General features: G+C 69.9%; 18 protein-coding genes and 2 pseudogenes. 6 read left to right on the top strand and 14 right to left on the bottom strand.

Annotated features, from left to right (window positions below):
* Positions 1 to 282 (bottom strand): annotated as a pseudogene (locus G6035_RS17470) (alanine dehydrogenase); the annotation flags it as partial.
* Positions 283 to 502: 220 nt separating this feature from the next.
* Between G6035_RS17470 and G6035_RS17465 the strand changes: the two are divergent.
* A complete protein-coding gene (locus G6035_RS17465) occupies positions 503 to 1720 on the top strand; it encodes a CdaR family transcriptional regulator (protein WP_176618382.1) in 1218 nt (405 codons plus the stop codon).
* 18 nt (positions 1721 to 1738) lie between these two features.
* On the opposite strand, the gene allB is transcribed toward G6035_RS17465, so the two are convergent.
* The 11 genes and pseudogenes from allB to G6035_RS17410 all read right to left on the bottom strand — a co-directional run bounded on the left by allB (position 1739) and on the right by G6035_RS17410 (position 14001).
* The gene (gene allB, locus G6035_RS17460; RefSeq protein WP_176618381.1) at positions 1739 to 3205 is read right to left on the bottom strand and encodes an allantoinase AllB; all 1467 of its coding nucleotides are present in this window, start codon (positions 3203 to 3205) and stop codon (positions 1739 to 1741) included.
* On the bottom strand, positions 3120 to 4274 hold the full coding sequence (locus tag G6035_RS17455) for a glycerate kinase (RefSeq protein WP_176618380.1): 1155 nt from the start codon (positions 4272 to 4274) through the stop codon (positions 3120 to 3122). The genes allB and G6035_RS17455 overlap by 86 nt, the downstream gene beginning before the upstream one ends.
* Positions 4275 to 4283: 9 nt before the next feature.
* Positions 4284 to 6074, bottom strand: a complete 1791-nt coding sequence (gcl, locus tag G6035_RS17450; protein ID WP_176618379.1) for a glyoxylate carboligase — start codon at positions 6072 to 6074, stop codon at positions 4284 to 4286.
* A 139-nt stretch (positions 6075 to 6213) separates the two neighbouring features.
* Positions 6214 to 7095, bottom strand: a pseudogene (locus tag G6035_RS17445) (2-hydroxy-3-oxopropionate reductase); the annotation flags it as partial.
* Positions 7096 to 7126: 31 nt separating this feature from the next.
* On the bottom strand, positions 7127 to 7918 hold the full coding sequence (locus tag G6035_RS17440) for a hydroxypyruvate isomerase family protein (RefSeq protein ID WP_176618377.1): 792 nt from the start codon (positions 7916 to 7918) through the stop codon (positions 7127 to 7129).
* Between the two features lie 238 nt (positions 7919 to 8156).
* Positions 8157 to 8570, bottom strand: a complete 414-nt coding sequence (locus G6035_RS17435; protein WP_176618376.1) for an AAA family ATPase — start codon at positions 8568 to 8570, stop codon at positions 8157 to 8159.
* Positions 8537 to 8836 carry a hypothetical protein gene (locus G6035_RS17430; RefSeq protein WP_176618375.1) on the bottom strand — a complete coding sequence of 100 codons (300 nt, stop codon included), beginning with the start codon at positions 8834 to 8836 and terminating at the stop codon, positions 8537 to 8539. The genes G6035_RS17435 and G6035_RS17430 overlap by 34 nt, the downstream gene beginning before the upstream one ends.
* 48 nt (positions 8837 to 8884) lie before the next feature.
* Positions 8885 to 9697: a bifunctional allantoicase/(S)-ureidoglycine aminohydrolase gene (locus tag G6035_RS17425; protein WP_176618374.1), complete on the bottom strand. Its 813-nt coding sequence runs from the start codon at positions 9695 to 9697 to the stop codon at positions 8885 to 8887.
* Positions 9698 to 9707: 10 nt separating this feature from the next.
* Entirely contained in the window at positions 9708 to 10976 is a 1269-nt protein-coding gene (locus G6035_RS17420) for an aldolase (protein ID WP_176618373.1), read from the bottom strand.
* Complete coding sequence (aceB, locus tag G6035_RS17415; protein ID WP_176618372.1) at positions 10973 to 12601, bottom strand: malate synthase A; 1629 nt, start codon at positions 12599 to 12601, stop codon at positions 10973 to 10975. The genes G6035_RS17420 and aceB overlap by 4 nt, the downstream gene beginning before the upstream one ends.
* Positions 12598 to 14001: an NAD-dependent malic enzyme gene (locus G6035_RS17410; protein ID WP_176618371.1), complete on the bottom strand. Its 1404-nt coding sequence runs from the start codon at positions 13999 to 14001 to the stop codon at positions 12598 to 12600. The genes aceB and G6035_RS17410 overlap by 4 nt, the downstream gene beginning before the upstream one ends.
* A 210-nt stretch (positions 14002 to 14211) precedes the next feature.
* Here G6035_RS17410 and G6035_RS17405 point away from each other — a divergent pair, with 210 nt between their 5' ends.
* Positions 14212 to 14967 (top strand): IclR family transcriptional regulator, encoded by a 756-nt coding sequence (locus G6035_RS17405; protein ID WP_176618370.1) that lies wholly within the window; start codon positions 14212 to 14214, stop codon positions 14965 to 14967.
* A gap of 88 nt (positions 14968 to 15055) precedes the next feature.
* Here G6035_RS17405 and G6035_RS17400 read toward each other — a convergent pair whose 3' ends face one another.
* Positions 15056 to 16432, bottom strand: coding sequence for an 8-oxoguanine deaminase (locus tag G6035_RS17400; RefSeq protein WP_176618369.1), 1377 nt, complete (start codon positions 16430 to 16432; stop codon positions 15056 to 15058).
* 411 nt (positions 16433 to 16843) lie between these two features.
* On the opposite strand from G6035_RS17400, the gene G6035_RS17395 reads away from it, so the two are divergent.
* The 4 genes from G6035_RS17395 to G6035_RS17380 are packed head-to-tail and all read left to right on the top strand — an operon-like array spanning position 16844 to position 22525.
* A complete protein-coding gene (locus G6035_RS17395) occupies positions 16844 to 17329 on the top strand; it encodes a nucleoside deaminase (RefSeq protein WP_176618368.1) in 486 nt (161 codons plus the stop codon).
* A 17-nt stretch (positions 17330 to 17346) separates the two neighbouring features.
* Positions 17347 to 18879: an NCS2 family permease gene (locus tag G6035_RS17390; protein WP_176618367.1), complete on the top strand. Its 1533-nt coding sequence runs from the start codon at positions 17347 to 17349 to the stop codon at positions 18877 to 18879.
* A gap of 4 nt (positions 18880 to 18883) precedes the next feature.
* The gene (locus G6035_RS17385) at positions 18884 to 19756 is read left to right on the top strand and encodes an FAD binding domain-containing protein (RefSeq protein WP_176618366.1); all 873 of its coding nucleotides are present in this window, start codon (positions 18884 to 18886) and stop codon (positions 19754 to 19756) included.
* 3 nt (positions 19757 to 19759) lie between these two features.
* Positions 19760 to 22525 carry a molybdopterin-dependent oxidoreductase gene (locus G6035_RS17380; protein WP_176618365.1) on the top strand — a complete coding sequence of 922 codons (2766 nt, stop codon included), beginning with the start codon at positions 19760 to 19762 and terminating at the stop codon, positions 22523 to 22525.
* On the opposite strand, the gene nboR is transcribed toward G6035_RS17380, so the two are convergent.
* Positions 22522 to 23127, bottom strand: coding sequence for a nicotine blue oxidoreductase (gene nboR / locus G6035_RS17375; RefSeq protein WP_176618364.1), 606 nt, complete (start codon positions 23125 to 23127; stop codon positions 22522 to 22524). The genes G6035_RS17380 and nboR overlap by 4 nt on opposite strands.
* Positions 23128 to 23188 lie beyond the last annotated feature (61 nt).

The following is a 23188-nucleotide window of genomic DNA, read 5'->3' as shown; positions in this document are numbered from 1 at the left end:
GTAGGTGAACAGCACCAGGCCCTTGCGGAAGTACGGGTATTCGATGCTGATGGGTTCCTTGACCTTGACCACCATGTCCGCCCGGCCCCACACCTCGGCCGCGTCGGTGACGAGCTCGGCTCCGGCGCCCTCGTATTCGGAGTCGTCAATGCCCGAGCCCTGCCCGGCGCCGCGCTCCACCAGCACGGTGTGGCCGTGGCTGGCGAACTCGTGCACGCCGGAGGCCGTCATGGCCACACGGAATTCGTTGTTCTTGATTTCCTTGGGTACGCCGATAATCATGGTTTTTCCTTTTGTTCTGGCGGGTCCCGGCGGGCATTTCCACCACGGCCTGGTACCTCCAACACTAGGCCCGTCCTGTGGGCTGGATCATGGCCCACAACCGGCCCTGCCGGGTAAAACCGCGTAAATCCTGGGTTCTTGCCGTCCGTCATTGGACATCTGTCGACGCATGCGGGGCCAAGTGTCGCCCGGTGTCTGTTCCGGGACGTACGCTGGAGCCATGCGAAACCAGGAGATCGAGGACCTCGTGGAGCAACTCGCCGTCGAACTGGGCCGCGGGCTCTCACTGGAGGACCTGGACGGGCTGCTGCTGGCCTACAGCGCCAACCAGTCGCACGCGGACCGGGTGCGGGTGAACTTCCTGCTGAGCAAGCGCGTCCCGCCCGACGTCAGCGCCTGGCAGCTTTCCCACGGAATCGCCGCCGCCGTGCGCCCCGTGGTGGTCCCCGCCAACGCCGAACTGGGCATGCTGGGCCGCGTCTGCGTGCCGCTGATGGTCCGTGGTTTCCGGGTGGGATACCTGTGGGTCCAGCAGGATGCCCAGGAGCAAAGTGCGACGGCGATCCTCGCCCAGCTGCCCCGGGTCCGGGACGCAACGGACCTCCTGGCCACGCTGCTGCTGGACTCCAACACGGCCGAATCAAGCCAGCGCCGCGCCCGCGAACAGCAGTTCCTGGCCGCCGCGGACGGTGACAGGCATGCCCTGGAAGTGATTGCCGACTGGCCCGAAATCCGCCAGCGCGGGCCGTGGCAGGCGGCCACGGTCCATGCCGGCCCCGGCACGGACGCCGGCCCGCAGGCGGTGCGGGACCCGCTGGCCGCAACCCTTGTCAACCGCAGCGCCGCACTGCAGGCCACCGTGGGCTTTGACGACGCCTTGTTCACGGCCGGGCTCGGCAGCCACGCCGTCATGCTGTTCCGGGCCAGCCAGGGCCGCACGGCGCATGCGGCCGTCCTCAAGCGCTACGAAGGCGAGCTGGCGAAGCGGACGGGGGTCCCGGCGTCGAAGGTGGTGATGGGCATCGGGGAGCCGTTTGGCTCGCTGCGCGCCTTGCCGGCGGCGTACCGGGAATCGCGGATTGCGGCGCAGGCGGCCACCGTGGACCCGGCGCTGGGCGCCATCCTGGATGTGCGCGGCGCCGGCGTCTATGAAGTGTTGGCCGGCGGCGCGGCCGACCCGGAGGACAGTGTCTATTACCGCCTGCTCCAGGGCCGGGCCGATGCCGCGGAACTGTTCCCGGTGCTGGAACTGCTCTACGACAGCGACGGCGCCGTGGCGGGCATTGCCGGGCGCCTCCACCTGCACCGGTCCACCGTGTACAACCGGATTGCCCGGGTACGCGGCATCATCGGCGCCGACCCGCTGGCCGGCCGCGTCCGGCTGGAGCTGCACCTGGCGCTGAAGGCCGCGCGCTGGGCGGCCCGCCCGCGGCTCTGACCCCCGGACCTGCGGGGATCAGGCGTGGCTGCGCAGCAGCCTGCCCGTCGGGGTGGTGCCGTCGATCTCGGCACCGGCCAGGAAGGTGCGCCGCACAACGCCGGTGAGGGAGGCGCCGTCGTATGGGGTGATCGGGTTCTTGTGCTTGAGCCGGGTCACGTCCACCACCTGGGCCTCGTCGGGGGCGAAGATGGCGAAGTCGGCGTCGGCGCCCACGGCCAGCCGGCCCTTGGCCGCCAGCCCCACCAGGTCTGCGGGCCCGGAGGACATCCAGCCCACCACCTTTTCCAGCGGGATGCCGCGCTTGCGGGCCTCGGTCCAGATGAGCGGCAGGCCCAGCTGGAGCGAGGAAACGCCGCCCCACGCCACGGCGAAGTCGCCGTTGTCCAGGTCCTTCAAGTCCAGCGTGCTGGGGGAGTGGTCGGAGACGATGCAGTCGATCGTGCCGTCTTCCAGGCCCTGCCAGAGCTGTTCGCGGTTGCCGGCCTCGCGGATGGGCGGGCAGCACTTGTAGGCGGTGGCGCCGTCGGGCACGTCCTCGGCCTGCAGCGTCAGGTAGTGCGGGCAGGTCTCCACCGTGATCCGCAGGCCCTCGGCCTTCGCGGCGGCAATCAGCGGCAGCGCCTCGGCGGAGGAGAGGTGCAGGATGTGGGCGCGGGCGCCGGTGCGCCGGGCTGCATCAATGACGTGCGCGATGGCCGTGTTTTCGGCAGCCCGCGGCCGCGAGGCCAAAAAGTCCGCGTAGTGGCGCCCGGGCACGGCCGGGGCCTCCTCGATGGTCCGGGAGTCCTCGGCATGGACGATGAGCAGCGAATCGAAGGTGCCGATCTCCGCCAGGTCGCGTTCCATCTCTTCCGTCTCCAGGTGCGGGAACTCGTCCACGCCGGAGTGGATGAGGAAGCACTTGAAGCCAAACACGCCTTCCTCGTGCAGCGGGCGCAGGTCCGCGGTGTTGCCCGGGATGGCCCCGCCCCAGAATCCGACGTCCACAAACGCCTGCCCCGTGGCGGCCCGGCGCTTGAGCTCCAGGTGCGGGACCGTCGTGGTGGGCGGGATGCTGTTCAGCGGCATGTCCACCACGGTGGTGACGCCGCCGGCCGCCGCGGCGCGGGTGGCGGAGGCAAAGCCCTCCCAGTCGGTGCGGCCGGGCTCGTTGATGTGGACGTGGCTGTCCACCAAGCCGGGCAGCAGGGTTTCATCCGAGGCCAGTTCGATGGTTTCACGGCCCGTGAGGCCGGCGCCGAGGGGCTCGACGGCGGCAATCACCCCGGCGTTCACGCCCACCTCGCGCGCGGCGGGGCCGGCCGGGGTGAGGACGCTGGCACCACGGATGACAAGGTCAAAGATTTTCTTTTCAGACGGTGTTGCTTCAGACGGTGTTGCTTCAGACGGTGCTGCTTCAGACAAGGGAGGTCTCCTCTTTTCGGGCCGCGGCCAGTTCCATTCCAATGGTTGCACCGATTCGTTCCAGGAGCTCCCCCGCATGGCTCATGCAGCGGGCGGTGTCCGGTTCAAGGTCGGTCAGGGCGAACGTCCGGTCAAAGCCGGCGCCGCGCAGGGTTGAATCGTCCAGGGTGGTGCGCCCGCAGACGGCCAGCGTCCGGACCCCGGCCAGCTCAGCCGCGGCGGCGACCCCCACGGGGGCCTTGCCACGCAGGCTTTGGTGGTCCAGGCTGCCTTCGCCGGTGACCACGATGGCCGCGCCGGGCAGCCGCTGCTCCAGTGCGGTCAGCTCCATCACCACGTTGATGCCCGGCCGCCGTTCGGCGTTCAGCACCGCCAGGGCCGCGAAGCCCACGCCGCCGGCGGCGCCGGAACCGGGCTGGTTGCTGGCGTCCACCGAGTGCATGCCGAGTTCGTTGGACAGCACCCGGAAGTAGCGCTCCAGCGCGGATTCAAGCTGTTCCACCTGGTGCCGTGTGGCGCCCTTTTGGGGACCAAACACGGCGGCTGTCCCGTCCGGGCCCAGCAGCGGGTTGTCCACGTCGCTGGCCAGCGTGAACCGGGTGCCGGCCAGCCGGGGGTCAAGGGTTTCCAGCACGATCCGGGACACGGCGGCGAGGGCGCCGCCGCCGCGGGGGACGGGGCGGTCCTTCCCGTCGAGCAGCTTCGCACCCAGGGCCGCCAGCATGCCGGCGCCGCCGTCGGTGCAGGCGCTGCCGCCCACGCCGAGGACGATCTCGGTGCAGCCCGCATCCAGGGCGGCACGGACCAGCTGGCCCGTCCCAAAACTGGACGCCGTGAGCGGCGCCGGGGTGCCGCCGTCGAGCACGTGCAGGCCGGAGGCGGCCGCCATCTCGATGACGGCGGTGGCCCCCCGGACCGCGAAGTCGGCCTCGACCGGCCGGCCCGTGGGCCCCTCCACGGTGGTGGTGATCCGGGTGAACCCGGCGGCGGTGGCGGCATCGACGGTGCCTTCGCCGCCGTCGCCGAGCGGGACCAGCTCGAGGTCAAGGGCCGGGTTGGCGGAGCGGAGCCCCGCGGCCAGGTGCCGGGCCGCCTCGGGGGCGGACAGGGAGCCCTTGAACTTGTCCGGGGCCAGGATGACGCGCATGGCGTGCTCCTAGCCCTGCAGGGCCAGGATGGCGGTGGGGGCGTCGGCGGAGGATTCGGCCAGGCCCTCGAACTCGGTCATGTTGTCCAGCTCCGAGCCCATGGAAATGTTGGTCACGCGTTCCAGGATGGCCTCGACGATGACCGGGACCTGGAACTCCTCCATCATTTCCTTCGCCTTGGCGAAGGCGGCCGGGAACTGGTCCGGGCGTTCCACGCGGATGGCCTTGCAGCCCAGGCCTTCGGCGACCTTGATGTGGTCCACGCCGTAGCCCGCCGCCGTCGCCGACGAATCGGTGGAGTTCGTGTTCTCAAAGGCCAGCGAGACCTCGTAGTCCATGTCGAAGCCGCGCTGCGACTGGCGGATCAGGCCCAGGTAGGAGTTGTTCACCACCACGTGGATGTACGGCAGCTTGAACTGTGCGCCCACGGCCAGTTCCTCGATCATGAACTGGAAGTCGTAGTCGCCGGAGAGGGCGACGACGGTCTGGCCGGGCTTGCCGCGGACCACGCCCAGGGCGGCCGGGACGGTCCAGCCCAGGGGTCCGGCCTGGCCGGCGTTGATCCAGCGGCGCGGGCCAAAGACGTGCAGCATCTGGGCGCCGGCAATCTGGGACAGGCCGATCGTGGAGACGTAGGTGGTGTCCTCACCGAAGGCGGTGTTCATTTCCTCGTAGACGCGCTGCGGCTTCAGCGGCACGTTCTCGAAGTGCGTCTTGCGCTGCATGCTGCCCTTGCGGGCGGTGCACTCGGCGGCCCAGTCGGTGTAGTCGGGTGCAGTGCCGGCGGCCTTGCGCCCGCGGGCCACCTCCAGCAGCATCTCCAGGGCGGCACCGGCGTCGGAGGCGATGCCCAGGTCCGGGGCGAAGACGCGGCCGATCTGCGTGGGGTCAATGTCCACGTGGATGAAGGTGCGGCCCTTGCGGTAGGTGTCCAGGCCTCCGGTGTGGCGGTTGGCCCAGCGGTTGCCGATGCCGATCACGGCGTCGGAGGCCAGGAAGGAGGCATTGCCGTAGCGGTGCGAGGTCTGGATGCCAACCATGCCGGCCATCAGCGGGTGGTTGTCCGGGATGGCGCCCCAGGCCATCAGCGTGGGGATGACCGGGATGGACAGCAGCTCGGCCAGTTCCACCAGCTTGTCCGAGGCACCGGCGTTGATGATGCCGCCGCCGGCCACAATCAAGGGGTGCCGGCCGGCGAAGAGCAGGTCCAGCGCCTTTTCGGCCTGCTTGCGCGTGGCCTTGGGCCTGGCGGCCTCCAGCGGCTCGTACAGGTCAATGTCAAACTCGATCTCCGCCAGCTGGACGTCGAACGGCAGGTCCAGCAGCACCGGGCCGGGGCGGCCGGAGCGCATCAGGCCGAACGCCTTCTGGAACGCGCCGGGCACCTGGCCGGGCTCCTTGACAGTCATGGACATCTTCGTGACGGGGGCGGCGATGGACTCGATGTCCACGGCCTGGAAGTCTTCCTTGTGCAGCTTGGCCAGGGGTGCCTGGCCGGTGATGCACAGGATCGGCACGGAGTCGGCCCAGCTGGCGTACAGTCCGGTGACCATGTCGGTCCCGGCGGGGCCGGAGGTGCCCAGGCAGACGCCGATGTTGCCGTCGGCGGCCCGGCTGTAGCCGTCGGCCATGTGCGAGGCGCCCTCAACGTGGCGGGCCAGCGTGTGGCGGATGCCGCCGTGGGCCTTCATGGCCGAGTACAGGGGGTTGATGGCGGCGCCGGGCAGCCCGAAGGTCTCGGTGGCGCCTTCCTTTTCCAGAATTGCAACGATCGCGTCAACTGCGCGCATCTTGGCCATGGTGTGCTCCTTGGGAGAAAAATGTGGGGTGTTTTTGGGTGTGCTGCAGGCGCCCGCGCCGTGGGTAATGGACGACGCCGGTACGTGCGGTGGGTGCCTGGCCGGCGGTTTGCGCCGGTGGCCGGGAGTGCGCGGGTGGTTACTTGCGCCCGGAGAGGGCGGCCGCCTGCTTGAAGAGGCCTGAGTGGTCCAGGCCGCCGTCGCCCTGGGCCACCATGGCGGTGACGAGCTGGGCCACGGCTGCGCCGAGGGGGACGGTGACGCCGGCTTCGCGGGCTGCGGCGGTGACGATGCCGAGGTCCTTGTTGTGGAGGGCCAGTCGGAAACCCGGGTCGAAGTTGCGCTCCAGCATCTTTTGGCCCTTCTGGTCAAGGACCTTGGAGCCGGCGAGCCCGCCGCCGAGCACCTTCAGCGCGGCGTCGGTGTCCACGCCGTAGGCCTCGAGGAAGACGATGGCTTCGGAGAGGGCCTGGATGTTGACGGCCACGATCAGCTGGTTGGCTGCCTTGACGGTCTGGCCGGAGCCGGAGGGGCCCACGTGGACGATCGTCTTGCCCACGGCGCCGAGGATGTCCGCCGCCGCGGCGAAGTCCCCGGCCGTGCCGCCCACCATGATGGACAGGACGGCGTCAATGGCGCCCTGTTCCCCGCCGGAGACCGGGGCGTCGAGCGGACGGATGCCCGCCGCGACGGCGTCCTCGGAGAGGCGCTTGGCCACATCCGGGCGGATGCTGCTGGCGTCGATCCACAGGGCGCCCTTGCGGGCGTTCGCGAAAACACCGTCGCTGCCGCTGACCACGGCCTCGACGTCGGGGGAGTCCGGCACCATGGTGATGACGGCGTCGGCGTCCTTGACGGCGTCGGCAATGCTGGTGGCGGCGCGGCCTCCCGCGGCGGCGAGCTTGTCGGCTGCGCCCTGGCTGCGGTTGTAGCCGGCCACGGTAAAGCCGGCGTTGACGAGGTTGACCGCCATGGGCAGGCCCATGATCCCGAGGCCGATGACTGCGATGTTCTTCATGAGGAGGTCCTTAGGGGGAAGTGGTGGAAGCTGGTTAGTTGCTGGCGGCGGGTTCGCGGATGGCCCAGGTGAAGGCCTCCGCTGCGGCTGCCTTGTACTCAAGGCCGATGGGGCCGGTGTAGCCGAGCTCGCGGCTGCGCGTGATCCATTCGCCCAGGGGGAGTCCGCCCGTGCCGGGGGCGCCGCGGCCGGGGTTGTCCGCGATCTGGATGTGGCCGAAGTCCTTGGCGTGGTTTTCAATGACGGCGGCCACGTCGTCGCCGTTGACGGCGAGGTGGTAGAAGTCCGCGAGCAGCTTGATGTTTGCGGCGCCGGCCCGGGCGATGACGTCCAGCGCGTCACGGGCCGTCTTCAGCGGGTAGGCCGGGGTGCCGGAAACCGGCTCCAGCAGCACGGTGCCGCCGATCCCGGCGACGCCCGCGGCGGCCGCCCGCAGGTTTTCCAGCGCCGCCTCGTCCTGGGCCTCGGGGGCGGTGCCGTCCTGGCGGTTGCCGTAGAGGGCGTTGAAGCCCGTGCAGCCCAGGCGGCCGCCGATCCCGGCCACAACGTCGATGTTGTCGCGGAACTCGGCGCTGCGGGCCGGCCAGGAAACCAGGCCGCGGTCGCCGCCGGGCATGTCCCCGGCGTTGAAGTTCAGGCCCGTGAGCTGGACGCCGGCGTCGGTGATTGCGTGCTCGAAGGCGGTGACCTCGGCGTCGGCGGGGACGGAGGTGGCAAAGGGCCACCAGAATTCCACCGCGTCGAAGCCGGCCGCCTTGGCCGCTGCGGGGCGTTCCAGCAGGGGCAGCTCCGTCAGGAGGATGGAGCAGTTCACTGTGTACGTCATCGTGGGGTCCTTCCGGGAACGTCGGCGTTCCGCTATGGTTCATCTTTTCCCCCAAGATTTCATCTTGTGGAATTTAGATTCTGCTTTATGAAAAGTCTAGGGAAGGTGCCGGGCGTAGTCAAGGGGGTCGGGTGCCACACGCAAAAATGCCGCCGTTCCCGCATTTTGCCACCGGTAGAGGGGCGGCAAAATGCGGGAACGGCGGCAAAAACCGCGCGGCCGGAGCCCCGCGGCGGCGTCAGTGGCCGGTCATGGGACGATACGAGGCGCTATATCGGACCGTCGAGCCCTGCACACCGGGTCGCTTTCGTCCTTCCCGGCACCGTCGCTGCCGGGCAGGGTCCTGGCGGGGGATTCGCCGTGGGCCATGGGTTCGTCGACGGCGGCGGCCAGGTGGGCGTCGCCGTGGGGAGGCCCCGGCCAGGTCAACGCGTCCGGGGCGTTGCGCCAATGCGCGGGCCAGCTTGGCCGCCTCCGTGATGCGGGCCAGCGAACCGCCGGCGGGGAGCACCGCCGTGGTGCCCCCGCTCTGGCCCAGGAGGTAGCGGACGGTGTGGGTCTTTCCCGTCCCGGGCGGGCCGTAGACCAGCAGGGCGCCCATGCCGGGGCCGTAGTCGCTCACGGCCAGGGAGACGACCTGGTCCTTGAACACGCTGTGCCGCTCGAGGCGGCGGCGCACTTCGGCCAGGAAGCCGGCGGCGTCCGCGGGCCCGTGGCCTGGTTTTTGAAGTCCGGCCGTGACAGCGGAAAGCGCGGGAACGTCAGCGACTGCTGGATGATCTCGCTCAGCGACAGGTGGTTGCGCCGGTCGCCGCCTCCAACGCCCACCAGGCGGCTGTCCGGATCGCGGCCCGCAACGGCCGCCGTGAGGACGCCCAGGTCCACCAGCCGGTGCTGCGGGAACTGTTCCACCACCACGGAAAGCTCCGACGCCGGCAGGTGCCGCCGCGCCGGCAGGGACGTGCCCTACGTCAGCTTGACCTGGCGGTTCATGTCCTTGTACAGCAGGTAGCGGAACTCGCCGGGGCCGCCCGCGTAGCAGGCCTGCGGGCAGAAGGCGCGCAGCCACATGAAGTCGCCGGCCTCCACCTCCACCCAGTCGTTGTTGAGCAGGTACATCGCCTTGCCCTCCAACACGTACAGGCCGTGCTCCATGACGTGCGTCTCCGGGAACGGGATGACCCCGCCCGGCTGGAACGTAACGATGTTCACCTGCATGTCGTGGGCCAGGTCGGAGGAATCCGTGAAGCGGGTGGTCTTCCAGGCCCCGTCCGTGTCCGGCATCGCGGTGGGTTCCACCTCGGCGTCGCTCGTGACGAAGGACTTGGCCGTGTAGCCCTCGAGCCGCTCGTAGGCCTTGCGGATCCACTGGAAGGTGGCGATGCCGGCGGAGACGTTCTCCAGGCCCCAGGCGTCCCCGGCCGCCAGGTAGGCGTAGCCGCCTTCCTCCAGCTGGTGGAGTTCGCCGGCAAGGGTCAGGTTGACCTTGCCCTGGGTGACGAAGATGACGCCCTCGACGCCTGGCTCGAACTCGGCGCGCGGCGCCGCCCCGCCCGGTCCCATCTCGACAATCAGCTGGGAGAACGTGGTGGCGAAGCCGGAGATGGGGCGGGCGATGATCCAGGACCGGGTGTTGCTGAAGCCCGGCAGGTTGCTCGTGACGATGTCCGTCATGACGCCCTTGGGGATGACCGTGTAGGCCTCCGTGACAATGGCGCGCTCGGTGGTGAGGTGTGTCTGGGGCGGCAGGCCGCCCGTGGGGGAGTAATACTTGCCCATCGATGGCTCCTTAGTGGGAAACGGGTGCGAGCCGCGGGTGGGCCAGCGCCGTCAGTTGGGTTTGGTCAAGGCCGGTGGACGCCTGGACTTCGTCGGCGCCCGCGGCGCCGCAGACCAGTCCGCGCAGCACAAAGTTGGCCAGCGCGCGGGCCGTGGCGGGCTCGTCCATGACGGCGCCCTCGGTGCGTGAGACGTAGTTCGCGAGTCGGGCCGCCGCGGCCGGCAGGCCCTGGCGGTAGAACGCGTAGGTGGCCAAAAAGCGGGTGGGCAGGTGGGCCGGGTGCATGTCCCAGCCCTGGTAGTAGCCGCGTTCCAGCGACCGCCGGACCAGCCGGCCGTGCAGGCGCCAGGCGTCTTCGGCGCCGTCGCCCAGGGGGACGACATTGCTGGAGCCGTCGGAGAGCCGGATGCCGGTGCCGGCCACGGCCAGCTGCATGACTTCCTTGGCAAAGTCGGCCACGGGGTGCTCCATGGACTGGTACTGCGCCGAGATTTCCAGGGAAGCACTGTAGTCGTAGGTGCCGTAGTGCAGCGCGCTGATCCGTCCGGGAACCTCATGGGCCAGGCGGGCCACCGGCGAGCTGCCGTCCGCGCCGAGGATCAGCTGCGGCGTCTCCACCTGCACCTCGAAGCGGAGCCGTCCGGCCGGCAGCTTGTGTGCCGCCTCAAGCCGGCCGACGGCGAAGTCCATCGCCTTGACCTGGTCCACCGTGGTCACCTTGGGCAGCGTCAGCACCAGGCCGTCCGGCAGCTCCCCGGCCTCGGCCAGGGTGGAGACAAACAGGTCCAGGGTGCGCAGGCCGCGGGCCCGGGTGGCCGCCTCAAGGCATTTGAAGCGGATGCCGATGAACGGCGGCGCCGTGCCGGCCGCCACCGCGGCGGCCACGGCCTTGCCCGCTGCCACGGCGTCGGCGTCCTCCGCCTCGTCGCCGCGGTTGCCGTAGCCGTCCTCAAAGTCCAGGCGCAGGTCCTCGATGGGCTCCGTGGCAAGCTTGGCGGCCACCCGGGGGGCCACCGCGGCAGCCAGCGCGGAATCCTGCCCCAGCAGGGTGCCCAGGCGTTCCAGTCCGCCATGGGCGTCTGCCGCGGCCAGGGCCTGGCGGCCCCAGTCGGCGGCCAGGCCCGGCGTGAACCGGTCCGCCGGGACGTAGACGGTGTGCACCGGCTGGCGGGAGCCGTCGTCGCCCGGGTAGTTGCGGTCCAGCAGCCGGTCGGTGGCCTGCAGGGACGCGTCTATCTGTGCGAGGTCGGACGCCGAAAGGGACGGGACGGTGCTCATGACCCGGCAGCCAGCTCGTAGGCGGGGATGGTCAGGAAGTCCGTGTAGTCCTCGGAAAGGCAGATGTCCGCGATGAGGTCGCTGGCCGGCTTGTAGTACTTGGCAAAGGCGTCGTCGCCCACCTCGCTGTGCAGCTTGGCGGTTTCCTCGGCCAGGATCTCCGTGACGAGTTCGCGGGTGACCGTCTTGCCCGTGTCCGCCAGGGTGGAGGCGTTGTGGATCTGCTGCCACACCTGGGAACGGGAAATTTCCGCGGTGGCGGCGTCCTCCATGAGGTTGTGGATGGCCACGGCGCCGCTGCCGGAGAGCCACACGGCGGTGTAGGCGACGGCGACGTACAGGTTCAGGCGCAGCCCGGCCTCGGTGACGGTGCCCTTGGCGGAGGCGATGTCCAACAGCTGGGCGGCGGTGACCTCAACCTCGGGGCGCTGCTTGTCCAGCTGGTTCGGGCGCTGGCCGAGCACGGCGTCGAACACTTCCTGGCAGACGGGGACCAGGTCGGGGTGGGCCACCCAGGAGCCGTCGAAGCCGTCGTTGGCCTCGCGGGTCTTGTCCGCACGGACCTTCTCGAACGCGGCGGCCGTGACCTCCGGCTCGCGCCGGTTCGGGATGACGGCGGCCATGCCGCCCATGGCGAAGGCGCCGCGCTTGTGGCAGGTCTTGACCAGCAGTTCCGTGTAGGCGCGCATGAACGGGGCGGTCATGGTGATCTGGCCGCGGTCCGGCAGCACAAAGACGGCGCCGGCGTCGCGGAAGTACTTGATGATGCTGAACAGGTAGTCCCAGCGTCCGGCGTTCAGGCCGGAGGCGTGGTCGCGCAGCTCGTAGAGGATCTCCTCCATCTCAAAGGCGGCCGGGATGGTCTCGATCAGCACGGTGGCCCGGACCGTGCCCTGGGGGATGCCAAGGTAGTCCTGGGCAAACACAAAGATGTCGTTCCAGAGTCGGGCCTCGAGGTGGCTTTCCATCTTCGGCAGGTAGTAGTAGGGGCCCTGGCCGTTGGCGAGCAGCAGCTTGGCCGTGTGGAAGAAGTGCAGGCCAAAGTCCACCAGCGCGCCTGAGGCGGCTTCGCCGTCGACCACCACATGGCTCTCCTCCAGGTGCCAGCCGCGGGGGCGGGCAACGACGACGGACAGCGGGGCGTCCGTGCGCAGGCGGTATTCCTTGCCCTCCGGGGAGGTGTAGGCCAGGGTGCCGAGGGCGGCGTCGCGCAGGTTCAGCACGGCGTCCACCACGTTGGCCCAGAGCGGGGTGCTGGCGTCCTCGAGGTCGGCCAGCCAGACCTTGGCGCCGGAGTTGAGCGCGTTGATGGCCATCTTGGCCGGCGACGCCGGACCGGTCATCTCCACGCGGCGGTCCGCCAGCGCGGCCGGGGCCGGGGCAACCTGCCAGTCACCGGCGCGGACACCGGCGGTTTCGGGCAGGAAGTCCAGGCCGCCGGTGGCGGCGACGCGCTCACGCTTGGCGGTGCGCTCGGCCAGGCGGGCCTTGCGGGCCGGGTTGAAGCGGCGGTTCAGCTCGGCCACGAACTCCAGGGCCTCGGGCGTCAGGATTTCACCGGCACGGGGGATGGGGGTGGTGTCTGTGACATCAACCGATGCGGTGGGCAGTGAGGTGTTGGTCATGACTGGGTCCTTTCGTTCGAGGCGGCTGCCGCGGCGGCCACGGCGGAGGCGACGTCGCCGGCCACGTGCGGGTCGAAGACGCTGGGGATGATGTAGCTGGCGTTCAGTTCGGAGGCGTCCACGCGGTTGGCGATGGCGGCGGCCGCTGCAACCAGCATCTCATCGCTGATGTCGGCGACGCCGGCGTCGAGCAGGCCGCGGAAGAAGCCAGGGAAGGCCAGGACGTTGTTGATCTGGTTGGGGAAGTCGCTGCGGCCGGTGGCCACGACGGCGGCGTGCCGGGACGCGATGACCGGGTCCACCTCGGGGGTGGGGTTGGCCATGGCGAACACGATGGCGTTCTTGGCCATCGCGGCCACCTGCTCCTCGCCGACGATGTTCGGTCCGCTGACGCCGATGAAGACGTCCGCCCCGTTCATGGCCTCATGGAGCGTGCCGTCAAAATTGTCCGGATTGGTGTGTTCGGCCAGCCAGGCGCGGTGCGCATCCTTGTGCACCTCGTTGCGGTGGACGGCGCCGTTGCGTCCGCACGCCACGATGTTGGTGGCGCCCTGGGCGATGAGGAGCTGGATGATGGCGTTGCCCGCCGCGCCCACGCCGGCCACCACGATCTTGACGTCGTGGATCTTCTTGTCCACGACCTTCAGCGCGTTGGTCAGCGCCGCCAGCGTGACGATGGCGGTGCCGTGCTGGTCGTCGTGGAAGACGGGGATGTCCAGTTCCTCGCGGAGGCGCCGTTCAATCTCGAAGCAGCGCGGCGCGGCGATGTCCTCCAGGTTGACGCCGCCGTACACAGGGGCGATCGCCTTGACGATGCTGATGATCTCCTCGGTGTCCTTGGTGTCAAGGCAGACCGGCCAGGCGTCGACGTTGGCGAACTGCTTGAACAGTGCGGCCTTGCCTTCCATGACGGGCAGGGCCGCGGCGGGGCCGATGTCGCCCAGGCCCAGGACGGCCGTGCCGTCGGTGACGACGGCGATCGTGTTCCGCTTGACGGTGAGGTTGCGGGCCGCTGAGGGGTCCTCGGCGATTGCCATGCAGACGCGTGCGACGCCGGGCGTGTAGGCCCGCGAGAGGTCGTCGCGGTTGCGCAGGGCCACCTTGGGGACGACCTCAAGCTTGCCGCCCAGGTGCATCAGGAAGGTGCGGTCCGAGACATGGAGGACGGAGACGCCCTCGAGCGCCTCGAGGGCGTCCCGGACGCGGTCGGCATGGGCGTCGTCGGTGGTGTTGGCGGTGATGTCCACCGTGATGCTGCCGTGGTGGGATTCGGTCACGTCCAGGGCCGTGACTGCGGCGCCGGCAGCTGCCACGGCGGCGGCCAGTTCACTCGTGACGGTGAAGTTGGAGGGTGCGCTGACACGCAGGGTGATGGAGTTTCCGGGGCTGGGGTTCGCCATTGAATGTCCTTTGTGTGGGCCCGGGGGCCGTCGGAATCTATTTTTGTTTTCGTATGATGGATATTATTATCTATGTAGTGGAAACACAAGCTCCGACTTTTGACGGCTCCAAATACTGGAACGTCATGTATCTTTAGGAGTGAAACGAAGTTTTCACGATGTGGATAAATAGGCGGGGCGGGCGCGCCCCACAAACCGGGAGTGGTGGCCATGGCGGCAAAGGCAAGTGGCGGCGTTCAGTCCGTCGAGCGGGTGTTTGAACTGCTTGAACTCATCACCGACGCGGGCGGCGACGTGACCCTCAGTGAGCTCTCCGGCTCCACCGACCTGCCGCTGCCCACCATCCACCGGCTGCTGCGCACCCTGGTCTCGCTGGGGTATATCCGCCAGCTCCCCAACCGCCGGTACGCGCTGGGCCCGCGGCTTATCCGCCTCGGGGAAGGCGCCAACAAGCAGCTCGGCGCGCTGGCCCGGCCACAGCTGAAGACTCTGGTGGACAGGCTGGGCGAAACCGCCAACATGGCCGTGCTGGAGTCGGACATGGTCATCTACATCGCCCAGGTCCCCTCGCCGCACTCCATGCGCATGTTCACCGAAGTGGGCCGGCGTGCGCACACGCACGACACCGGGGTGGGCAAGGCCCTGCTCGCGCAGCTGGACAACGACACCGTGCGCGGCATCATCGCCCGCCAGGGCATGCCCACGCCCACGCCCAAGAGCCTGGGCAGCATTGAGGAACTGCTGGCGGACCTCGAGCTGATCCGCGGCCGCGGCTACTCCATTGATGAGGAGGAGCAGGAGCTTGGCGTGCGCTGCTTCGCCATGGCGGTGCCCAACGCGCCCACCCCCACCGCCATTTCCGTCTCCGGCCCCGTCACCCGCGTTGACCAGGCCTTTGCCGACCGGGCCGTGCCGATGCTGGAGGCCGCCGCGGCCGTCATCTCGGCGGAAATGAACAGCAACTAAGTCGCAGTAATTGCCGTGGAAAGCGCTTTCGCAGTCCTGAATTCTGCAACAACTGCGACTCAGTTGGCCGGTGTGTGGGGCATGCGGGTCAGCCGGCCACGAGCCGCCGGGCCGCCTTGCTGTGTTCGGCGATGAGGGCGTCCAGGTCAAGGCCCGGCACCTGCCCGTCGAGCACCCGCCACGTCCCGCCCACCATGACGCGGTCGGCGCGGTCGGCGCCGCACAGCAGCAGCGCAGCCACGGGGTCGTGCGCGCCGGAGAAGCGCAGCTCGTCGAGCGTGAACAGGGCCAGGTCGGCCTGGCGCCCCGGGGCAATCTCGCCCAGGCTTTCGCGCCCCAGCACGCGCGCCGAGCCCCGGGTGGCCCAGCCCAGCGCCCGTTCCGCCGGTACGGACGCGCCGTAGCGCAGCCGCTGCAGGTAAAGCGCCTGCCGGGCCTCCTGGACCATGTTGGAGGCGTCGTTGGATGCCGAGCCGTCCACGCCCAGGCCCACCGGTGCACCGGCCGCCTCCAGTTCCAGGATGCGCGCCGTGCCGGACGCCAGCCGCATGTTCGACGTCGGGCAGTGGGCAATGCCGGTGCCGGCGGCCCCCAGCCGGGCGATCTCGGCGTCGTCAAAGTGGATGCCGTGCCCCAGCCAGGTGCGCGGCCCCAGCCAGCCCACGCTCTCCAGGTAGTCCACGGTGCGCAGGCCAAAGCGGGCGCGGCAGAACTCCTCCTCGTCCAGGGTTTCGGCCAGGTGTGTGTGCAGCCGCACGTCCAGCCGTTCGGCCAGTTGCGCGCTTTCAGCCATGAGTTCGCGCGTGACGGAAAACGGCGAGCAAGGCGCCAGGGCAATCTGGATGACGGCGTCGTCGCCGCGCTCGTGGTACATGTCCACCAGCCGCTCGCTGTCCGCGAGGATCACGTCCGGATCCTGCACCGTCGACTGCGGCGGCAGCCCGCCGTCGTTCTCACCCAGGGTCATGGATCCGCGGGTCAGGGTGGCCCGCATGCCAAGCGTCCGGACCACCTGGACCTGGAGGTCGATGGCGTCCTCGAGCCCGTCGGGAAACAGGTAGTGGTGGTCGGCCGCCGTCGTGCAGCCGGAGAGCAGCAGTTCGGCCAGGGCCGCCGTGGTGGCGAGTTCCAGGTCCCGGGGGGCCAGCCGCGCCCAGACCGGGTAGAGGTTTTTCAGCCACGGGAACAATTCGGCGTTGGCCACCGGCGCCCACGCGCGGGTGAGGCTTTGGTAAAAGTGGTGGTGCGTGTTGACCAGGCCCGGGGTGATGACGTGCCGGCCGGCGTCGAAGACCTCCTCGCACGGGGTGGCGGGGGACGCGCCGGTGGCGACCACCTCGGCGATGGTGCCCCCGGAAATGACCACCCCGCCGCCGGCGTCGAGGTTGTTGGCGGTGAAGGCGGCCAGCGGGTTTTTCAGCCACAGGCGGTGTGGCGGAGGGGGCGTTGGGGCGGTGGTGGGCATGGGGATCCTTTGTCGGGCCGGCGGACTGGTGTGCCGGGTGCCGGCCCCCACAAAAAAGAGCCGGCACCCTGTGGTGCCAGCTCAGTGTCGCCCTGTCCGGTGGCGGGCCCTGTCTGCTGATCCAGGTTGGCCTGCCGCGGCAGGCCTGGCCCCAATCTAGGCGGGACTGGCGGTGGAAGTCAACGCATGTGAGCGTTTCATGATGCGAAAACAAATTTCCAAAAAACGGTTGCCTGGTCCGCGGCCCGGTGTTAGTGTCATCATCAAGTCTATGGCGGGCGCCCATCGAAGGGCCGCTATCTACCGGGCGTATCTTGAATCCCAACCAAGTGCACACCGGTAAGCGGAAGCCTTACGGCGTCCCGCAAGGACATGAGATGCCGGGTGCTCGAAAGTGACAAGGAAGTCACCATGAATACCAGTCAAGACAGCCGGGACCACCTGGCCCGGGCAGTGGAGTTGGCAACGGCCAACGTCCTGGACAACGGCGGGCCGTTCGGCGCCGTCGTTGTCACGGCGGACGGGCGGGCCTTTGAAGGCATCAACCGCGTCACCGCCAACAACGATCCCACCGCACACGCCGAGGTCACGGCCATCAGGACCGCCTGCACGGCGCTGGGCACCTTCGACCTCACCGGAGCCACCCTCTATACCAGCTGCGAACCCTGCCCCATGTGCCTGGCCTCCGCACTCTGGGCCCGCGTGGACAAGGTGTTCTACGCGGCGGACCGCCACGACGCCGCCCGTGCGGGCTTCGACGACGCCGTCTTCTACGACTACTTCGACACCCCCGTGGAGCTGCGTCCCATGCCGGTGCGGCAGCTCGCACCCGGCACCGCCGACCCCCTGGCCCCGTTCACCACGTGGAACGGCCTCGCCACCCGGATTGACTATTAGGGCGGGGGCAGCAACAAATGGCACTTATAAACAAGACCGGCGGAAAAAAGGCCGGCAACGCCAGGGTGGCCCCCTCGGGCTCCACCCCATCGGGCCCCGTTCCACCGGCGCCACGGCGCGGACTTGTGCACTCCCTTGACCGCTACTTTGAAATCACGGCCCGCGGCTCCAACGTCCTGCGCGAATTCCGCGGCGGCCTCGCCACGTTCTTCGCCATGTGCTACATCGTGGTGCTCAACCCGCTGATCCTCAGCTCCGCGGACGGCTCCGGCCACACGCTGGGGATTCCGCAGGTGGCGGCAGTGACCGCCGTCGTCGCCGGCGTTACCACCATCGTGATGGGCGCCTGGGCCAAGTACCCCTTCGCGCTCGCCGCCGGGCTCGGCGTGAACGCCTTTGTCTCGGCCACCATCGCCACCACCAGGAACCTGACGTGGCCGGAGGTCATGGGCCTGGTGCTCATTGCCGGCATCGTCATGTTCGTCCTGGTCATCTCCGGGCTCCGGGAGGCCGTCATGCGGGCCGTCCCGGCCGGGCTGAAGACCGCCATCGTGGTCGGGATCGGCCTGTTCATCGCCATCATCGGGCTGGTCAACGCCGGGTTTGTCCGCCGCATCCCGGACGCCGCGCACACCACCGTTCCCGTGCAGCTGGGCCAGGATGGAAAACTGCTGGGCTGGCCCACGCTGGTGTTTGTGTTCGGGCTCGTCCTCACCATCATCCTGGTGGTGCGCAAGGCCAAGGGCGGCATCCTGATCGGCATCGTGGCCTCGACCCTGTTTGCCATGGTCCTGCAGCTGTTCACGCACACGCCCTCCAGCCAAAGCGACCCCTCCGGCTGGGCACTCATGGTGCCCGCCGTGCCCGGCACCTTCCTTTCCGTGCCGGACCTGTCCCTGGTGGGGAAGGTGGACCTGTTTGGCGCCTTTGCCCATCTGGGGATCATGTCCGCCCTGCTGCTGACGTTCACCATCTTGCTCAGCGTGTTTTTCGACGCGATGGGCACCATGACCGGGCTCGCCAGCGAGGCGGGGCTGGTGGATGAGAACAACAACATGAAGAACGCCAACCGGGTGCTGCTCGTGGACGCGGCAGGGTCCATGGCCGGCGGCTTTGGCTCCGTCTCCGCCAATGAGATCTTTGTCGAATCGGCCGCGGGCATCGCCGAAGGCGCACGCACCGGGCTGGCCAGCCTTGTCACGGGTGCACTGTTCCTGCTGGCGGCGTTCTTTGCCCCGCTGGTGGCTATTGTCCCGTTCGAGGCGGTGGCCCCGGCGCTGGTCATTGTCGGGTTCATGATGGCCTCCCAGGTCCGCAAGGTCGACTGGAGCGACTACGGCATCGCCATCCCGGCATTCCTGACGTTCATCCTGATGCCGTTCACGTACTCCATCGCCAACGGCCTGGGCGCGGGCTTCATCGCCTACGTCATCATCCGGGTCGTCCAGGGCCGGGCCCGCGAGGTGCACGTGCTCATGTGGGGCGTTGCCGCGGCCTTTGTGGTCTACTTCGGCGTCGGACTGCTCCAGCAGGTCCTCGGGATCGGCTAGTCCCGTGGACCTGAACACGATCGAGGCGGTGGTGCCCACGGCCGACCCCGCCGACTGGCGCCCGGGGGATGCCTGGCTGGCAGGCGGCACGGTGCTGTTTTCCTACGGCAGCACCACGCTGCGCCGCCTGCTGGACCTCACCCGCGCCGGCTGGCCGGCCATCCAGGCCGACGGCGGCGGGATCGAGCTGGCCGCCACCTGCACCATCGCCGAACTGTACGCGCTGCCGGAGCGGCCGGGGCTTCCGGCGGGCTGGACGGCGCTGGAACTGGTGCGGCAGTGCTGCGACTCCTTCGTGGCTTCCTTCAAGATCTGGAACGCCTCCACCGTGGGCGGCAACATCTGCACGGCGCTGCCCGCCGGGCCCATGACCTCCCTGTGCGCCGCCCTCGACGGCGTCGCCACGGTCCTGGAGCCCGGCGGCGGGCGCCGGCAGGTCCCCGTGGCCGGGCTGGTGGTGGGCGAGGCCCGCACCTCCCTGGCCCCCGGCGAACTCCTGCGCAGCATCCACCTGCCCGCGGCCGCCCTGGCCTCCCGGGTGGCGTTCCGGCGGCTGTCGCTGAGCAACCTGGGCCGCTCCGGCGTCCTGTTGATTGGCCGCCTGCCGGACGACGGCGGCCTGGTCCTGACCGTGACCGCCGCCACCCGGCGCCCGGTGCAGCTGCGCTTCGCAGCCGCTGCCGGGTGCGCCGGGCCGGACGGGACGGACGCGGCCCGGCTGCGCCAGGCCCTGGACGCAGCCATCCCGGCGGAGCTGTACCACGACGACATTCACGGGCACCCGCAGTGGCGCCGCGACATGACCTACCGGCTGGCCGAGGAAATCCGGGCCGAACTGCTTGGAAACCCGGCCGGCCGCACCACCGAAAGGGCCTGAACCATGGCCATGGAGATCAACGGCACGCCGCACGGCAACGAGCCCCGGCCCGGCGCCTGCCTGCGCACCTTCCTCCGGGAGGAGGGCCTGCTCGGCGTGAAGAAGGGCTGCGACGGCGGCGACTGCGGGGCCTGCACCGTCCACGTCGACGGCGTCCCCGTGCACAGCTGCCTCTACCCGGCCGTGCGCGCCGAGGGGAAGTCCGTCACCACGGTGGAGGGCCTGGCCGGCGGCGGCACGCTGCATCCGATGCAGGAGCAGTTCCTGGCCGCGCAGGGCTTCCAGTGCGGCTTCTGCACCGCCGGGATGCTCATGACGGCGGTGACCTTCGACGACGCCCAAAAGGACAACCTGCCCCGGAACCTGAAGGGCAACCTGTGCCGCTGCACCGGCTACCGCGCCATCGACGATGCCGTGCGCGGGGTGTCCACCGACGGGCCGGGGCGCTGTGGCCGGGTAGGGGCCAATGCCGGCGCCCCGGCTGGCCCCGCCGTCGTGACGGGCACCGCCCGCTACACGCTCGACGTCGACCCGGCCGACTACCCGGGCCTGCTGCACCTGAAGCTGCTGCGCTCCCCGCACGCCCACGCCCGGATCACCTCGATTGACGCCTCCGCGGCCCTGGCGCTGCCCGGCGTCCGTGCGGTTTTCACGCACGGGGACTCGCCCCGGCAGCTGTTTTCCACCGCCCAGCACGAGCTGTTCACGGACGACCCCGACGACACCCTGGTGCTTGATTCCGTGGTGCGCCACGTGGGCCAGCGCGTGGCCGCCGTCGTGGCCGATTCCGTGCAGCAGGCCGAGGCCGGCGTGCGGGCGCTGGTGGTCGACTATGAGCTGCTGCCCGCCGTCCTGGACCCGGCGGAGGCGCTGCGCCCCGGCGCCCCGGCGGTCCACGGGGACAAGGACGGTGCGGCCGCCCGCATTGCGGACCCCGCACGGAACCTCGTGGCGGAGCTGCACTCGGAGCTGGGCGACGTGGCGGCGGGACTGGCGGCGGCGGACGTCGTCCATCAGGAAACGTACACCACCCAGCGGGTGCAGCACACGGCGCTGGAAACCCACGCCTCGATCGCCCATGTGGACGACGGCGGGCGGCTGCACGTGCGCTCCTCAACCCAGACGCCGTTCCTCACCCGCCGTGCCCTGTGCCGCGTCTTTGGACTGGCCGAGGAGGACGTGCACGTGGTGGCCGGCCGGGTGGGCGGAGGATTTGGCGGCAAGCAGGAAATGCTCACGGAGGACATTGTGGCGCTCGCCGCGCTGGCGCTGCGCCGGCCCGTGCAGCTGGAATACACGCGCACCGAACAGCTCACGGCGTCCACCACGCGACACCCCTTTGTCATCAGGATCTCCGCCGGGGCCCGGCGCGACGGCACGCTGACGGCGCTGGCCGTGGACGTGCTGGTCAACACCGGCGCCTACGGCAACCATGCCCCCGGCGTCATGTACCACGGCTGCGGGGAGTCCCTGGCGGTCTACCAGTGCGCCAACAAGAAGGTGGACGCCCGCTCGGTCTACACGAACACCGTGCCGGCCGGCGCCTTCCGCGGCTACGGGCTGAGCCAGATGTTCTTTGCCGTGGAGTCCGCCATGGACGAGCTGGCCGCGGCGTTGGGCATGGATCCCATGGAGTTCCGCCGGCGCAACATGATCCGCGACGGGGACCCCATGCTGTCAACGTCGCCCGAGCCGGAGGAGGACGTCCACTTCGGCAGTTACGGGCTGGACCAGTGCGTGGAGCTTGTGGACGACGCGCTGCGCCGGGGCGCGGAACGGTACGCGGAGGCCGGCCCGGACGGGCTGGGGCCGGACTGGGCCGTGGGGACCGGGACGGCGCTGTCCATGATCGACACCGTGCCGCCGCGCGGGCACTTTGCCCACACCGTGCTGGAACTGCTGGAGGACGGCACCTTCCGGGCCAGCGTGGGCACCGCGGAATTTGGCAACGGGACGACGACGGTGCACGCCCAGCTGGCGGCGACGGCGTTGAACAGCCGGGCCGGACTGGTGCGGGTGCGCCAGTCGGACACGGCGCTGACCGACCACGACACCGGTGCCTTTGGCTCCACCGGCACCGTGGTGGCCGGCAAGGCGACGCTGCTCGCCGCACAGGACCTGGCCGGGGAAATCCTCAAGGTTGCCGCGGATGCGGCCGGTGCGGACGTGGGGGAGTGCCGGCTGGTGCCGGGTGCCGTGGACTGTGCGGGCACGCTGCTGCCGCTCACGGAGGTGTGTGCACGTGCCGCCGCTGCGGGGCGGACGCTGCGGACGGAAGGGCGCTGGGGCGGCACGCCGCGCTCGGTTGCCTTCAACGTCCACGGCTTCCGCGTGGCCGTCAACACCGGCACGGGGGAGCTGCGGATCCTGCAAAGCGTGCAGGCGGCCGACGCCGGAGTGGTGGTCAACCCGCGGCAGTGCCGCGGGCAGATCGAGGGCGGCATTGCCCAGGCGCTCGGCGCCGCCTTGTACGAGGAGGTGCTGGTGGGGGACGACGGTGCCGTGACGACCGACATCCTGCGCCAGTACCACATCCCCACCTTTGCGGACGTGCCCCGCAGCGAGGTGTACTTTGCCTCGACCCATGATTCCCTGGGCCCGCTGGGGGCCAAGTCGATGAGCGAGAGCCCGTTCAACCCGGTGGCGCCGGCACTGGCGAACGCCATCCGCAATGCCACGGGCGTGCGGTTCACCCGGCTGCCGCTGGCACGGGACACCATCTACCTGGGGCTCAAGGCCGCCGGGGTTGCGGCGGTGCCGGTGCCCTAGCCGTCGAGCAGGTGCAGGTCCGCCTCGGTGTCCAGGTCGGCGCCGTCGAACACGTCGCTGCAGTCCACCAGGTCGACCAGTCCGGGGTGCGCGCGCAGGAAGGCGCGGGCCCCGGCGTCGCCCTTTGACGTCGCTGCCGCCCATACGGCCAGGGCCGGGTCGAACATGATGGGATGGCCGCGGTGCAGGCCGTGGCCGCCGGTGCGGTAGCCCGCGGCCGTGACGCGGCCCGGGTGGTGGCGGGCGAGGAGCCTGGCCACGAGCCCGGGCGTCACGCCGGGCTGGTCGACGAGGGCCACCAGCACGTTGCTGCCGGGGGCGGCGGCAACTCCCAGGCGGAAGGATCCGCCCATGCCCGACGCCCAGTCCCCGTTGGCCACGAGCCGGCAGCGGGCCAGCACCGAGCCCGGCTTCCGCAGCGCCGCCACTTCGGGGGCGCCGGCGCCCGTGACCACCACAATGTCGCTGCAGCCGCCGTCCTCCAGGACCGCGGCGGCATGCTCCACGAGCGTGCCGCCCCGGAACGGCAGCAGTGCCTTGGGCCCGCGCCCCAGCCGCGTCCCGGCACCTGCCGCGAGCAGGACCGCCGTCGTATTCACCATGGCACCCAATCTATGCCGGAAAGCGCCCTATGCCGGAAAGCGCCGTGGCCGGGCTTGTTGT

It is taken from the genome of Arthrobacter sp. SDTb3-6, assembly GCF_013376095.1.
Lineage (GTDB): Bacteria > Actinomycetota > Actinomycetes > Actinomycetales > Micrococcaceae > Specibacter.
This window is presented reverse-complemented; position numbering and strand designations above follow the sequence as displayed.